General features: G+C 68.4%; 4 protein-coding genes. All 4 read left to right on the top strand.

Annotated features, from left to right (window positions below; genetic code table 11):
* The first annotated feature begins 20 nt into the window (after positions 1–20).
* On the top strand, positions 21–668 hold the full coding sequence (ctaE, locus tag ACXJKL_RS17225) for an aa3-type cytochrome oxidase subunit III (protein WP_457208242.1): 648 nt from the start codon (positions 21–23) through the stop codon (positions 666–668).
* Positions 669–698: 30 nt separating this feature from the next.
* The gene (qcrC, locus tag ACXJKL_RS17220; RefSeq protein ID WP_457208241.1) at positions 699–1,574 is read left to right on the top strand and encodes a cytochrome bc1 complex diheme cytochrome c subunit; all 876 of its coding nucleotides are present in this window, start codon (positions 699–701) and stop codon (positions 1,572–1,574) included.
* Positions 1,571–2,614 carry a cytochrome bc1 complex Rieske iron-sulfur subunit gene (gene qcrA / locus ACXJKL_RS17215; RefSeq protein WP_457208240.1) on the top strand — a complete coding sequence of 348 codons (1,044 nt, stop codon included), beginning with the start codon at positions 1,571–1,573 and terminating at the stop codon, positions 2,612–2,614. Before qcrC ends, qcrA begins: the two co-directional genes overlap by 4 nt.
* The coding region (qcrB, locus tag ACXJKL_RS17210; protein ID WP_457208239.1) for a cytochrome bc1 complex cytochrome b subunit at positions 2,611–3,513 on the top strand (903 nt) is incomplete at its 3' end. The genes qcrA and qcrB, both read left to right, overlap by 4 nt.

The following is a 3,513-nucleotide window of genomic DNA, read 5'->3' as shown; positions in this document are numbered from 1 at the left end:
CGCAGCGGCGCACAGACATAATGGCGTCCGTGGCGACAGCAACAGTGATTCCGGCATCCCGACTGCACGGGCACCACGACCGGCCGAGCATGGTCAGCGTGGGCACGATCATCTGGCTCTCCAGCGAGCTGATGTTCTTCGCAGCCCTCTTCGCGGCGTACTTCACCATCCGCGCCGTCAGCCCCGAGCTGTGGGCGCAGGAGACCGGCCTGCTGAACGTCCCGTTCGCCACGGTCAACACCGCGATCCTGGTGCTGTCCTCGCTCACCTGCCAGCTGGGCGTCTTCGCCGCCGAGCGCGGCCAGGTCGGGCGCTCCGGCTCGGTCTTCAAGGTCAGCGGCTGGGGCCTGCGCGAGTGGTTCATCCTCACCTACTGCATGGGTGCGGTCTTCATCGGCGGCCAGGCCCTCGAGTACGCCGAGCTGGTCCACGAGGGCGTGACCATCCCGTCCTCCGCCTACGGCACGATGTTCTACCTGACCACCGGTTTCCACGGCATCCACGTCACCGGTGGGCTCATCGCGTTCCTCCTCGTCCTCGGCCGCACCTACATCGCGCGCCGCTTCACCCACGAGCAGGCCGTGAGCGCCATCGTCGTGTCCTACTACTGGCACTTCGTCGATGTCGTCTGGATCGGGCTGTTCGCCACGATCTACCTCATCAAGTAAGCCCCCGGACCCGGACAGCTAGGACTCACTGTGCGCTTGTTGAACCGCTCCGCCGGTCGGATCTCCCGGCACCGCCGCGGCCCCCTCGCCGGCCTCGTCGTGCTCGTGCTCGGCCTGCTGATGACCGGTGGTCTCTACACCGTGTTCTCGCCGGCCCAGGCCGACACGACCACCGACGACGAGCTCGTCGCCCAGGGTCGCGACCTCTTCCTGGTGGGCTGCGCCTTCTGCCACGGCCAGAACGGCGAGGGCATCTCCACCTCCCGTGACGGCAAGCAGATCGGCCCCTCCCTCGTCGGCGTCGGCGCCGCCGCGGTGGACTTCCAGGTCGGCACCGGTCGCATGCCGCTGGCCAACCCCGGCCAGCAGGCGCCGCGCAAGAAGCCGGTCTACAACGAGGAGGAGGTCGCCGCGCTGGCCGCGTACGTCGCCTCGCTCGGTCCTGGCCCCGCGATCCCGACCTCGGAGGACTACTCCATCGACGGTCTCTCGGAGCAGGAGCGCGAGGAGGCCATCACCCGCGGTGGCCAGATCTTCCTCACCAACTGCACCGCGTGCCACAACTTCAACGGCTCCGGCGGCGCGATGCCCCGCGGTGGCTACGCCCCCTCGCTGCACGGCGTGGAGCCCAAGTACATCTACGAGGCCATGCTCACCGGCCCGCAGGCGATGCCCACCTTCAGCAACGGAAACCTCTCCCCCGACGAGAAGCGCGACGTCATTGCCTACCTCGGTAGTCTCGAGGAGACCCCCGAGTACGGCGGCTTCGGCCTCGGCGGCCTGGGCCCCGTCTCGGAGGGCCTGTTCGCCTGGCTCCTCGGCATCGGTGGACTCGTCGGCTTCGCCGTCTGGATCGCCGCCCACAGCACCCGCAGCACGAAGACCAAGGAAGGTGCGAAGGCATGACCGACTCGCACGACAACACTCCGGCCGTGCCGGAGGAGCCGATCGCCAACCCCGGCCTTCCCGCCCACGAGTGGCGTCCCACCGACGTCGACGAGCACGCCGAGAAGCGTGCCGAGCGGCAGATCGCCGGCATGTTCGGCCTGTCCATGGTGTGCGCGTTCCTCTTCGTCGTCGCCTACTTCACGCTCGAGATCGGTGACAACTTCGACACCTTCCTCGGTCTCGGCGCCTCCACGGTGGCCCTCGGCCTCGCCCTCGGCGGTGCCCTGCTCTTCATCGGCATCGGCATCATCCAGTGGGCGCGCAAGCTCATGGGCGACCACGAGATCTCCGAGCTGCGCCACTCGGCCGCCTCCTCCGAGGACGACCGTGCCGCCACGCTGGAGGCGCTGTCCCTCGGCGGCGAGGAGTCCGGCATCGGGCGCCGTCCGCTGGTGCGCAACACCATGCTCGGCGCCGTCGGCCTGCTGGGCCTGCCCGCCGTCGTCCTGCTGCGCGACCTCGGTCCCGCCCCGGAGGACAAGCTGGCCAGCACCATCTGGACCAAGGGCATGCGCGTCGTGCGCGACGTCGTCGGTACGCCGATCATGGCCTCCGAGCTCGAGATCGGCGACCTGGTCAACGCCGCCCCCGAGGCGCTCTTCCCCACCGAGGAGAACGGCTACCCCGAGATCGAGGGGGTCGAGCTCCAGGTGCAGAAGGCCAAGGGCGCCGTCATCGTCGTCAAGATGGAGCCCGGCGACATCGACCCCGCCCCGGGGCGAGAGAACTGGACCGTCAACGGGATCATCTGCTACTCCAAGATCTGCACCCACGTCGGATGCCCGATCTCCCTGTACGAGCGGACCACGCACCACGTGCTCTGCCCGTGCCACCAGTCCACGTTCGACCTCGCCGACGCGGCGAAGGTCATCTTCGGACCCGCTCACCGTCCCCTCCCCCAGCTGCCCCTGGCGGTTGACGAGGAGGGCTACCTGATCGCACAGAGCGACTTCACTGAGCCCGTCGGGGCCAGCTACTGGGAGCGTGAGAAGGAATGAGTCTCGACACGAGCAAGGTCGCCACCACCAACGGCTCGAGCGCCGCGACCCCGTCCAAGCCCTCGAAGATCGGCGGCGTGGCCACCTGGGCCGACGACCGTCTCGGTCTCGCCGGGGCGATGCGCAAGAACCTGCGCAAGGTCTTCCCGGACCACTGGTCCTTCATGCTGGGCGAGATCGCCCTGTGGAGCTTCGTGGTCCTGCTGCTCTCGGGTGTCTTCCTCACGCTGTGGTTCACCCCCAGCATGGGCGAGGTCCACTACGAGGGCTCGTACGACCAGCTGCGCGGCATCCAGATGTCGGAGGCCATGGCCTCGACGCTGGACATCTCCTTCGACGTCCGCGGCGGCCTCCTCATGCGCCAGATGCACCACTGGGCGGCGATGCTCTTCGTCGCCTCGATGATGGTGCACCTGCTGCGCGTCGCCTTCACGGGCGCGTTCCGCAAGCCGCGTGAGCTCAACTGGGTCATCGGCTGCCTGCTGCTGCTCCTCGGCACCCTCGAGGGCTTCACCGGCTACTCGCTGCCCGACGACCTGCTCTCCGGCACCGGCGTCCGGGCCGCCGACGGCTTCCTCAAGGCCACCCCGGTCCTGGGCAGCTGGATGTCGTTCCTGCTCTTCGGCGGCGAGTTCCCGGGCGACGCGATCATCCCGCGTCTCTACATCATCCACGTGCTCCTGATCCCCGGCCTGCTGCTCGGCCTGATCGCCGCCCACATGCTGCTGCTCGTCTACCACAAGCACACGCAGTGGCCCGGACCCGGCCGCACCGAGCAGAACGTCGTCGGCTTCCCGATGCTCCCCGTGTACGCCGCGAAGGCCGGTGGCTTCTTCTTCATCGTCTTCGGCGTCACTGCGATCATGGGCGGTCTGCTCTCGATCAACCCGGTGTGGAAG

It is taken from the genome of Nocardioides sp. P5_C9_2, assembly GCF_054049555.1.
This window is presented reverse-complemented; position numbering and strand designations above follow the sequence as displayed.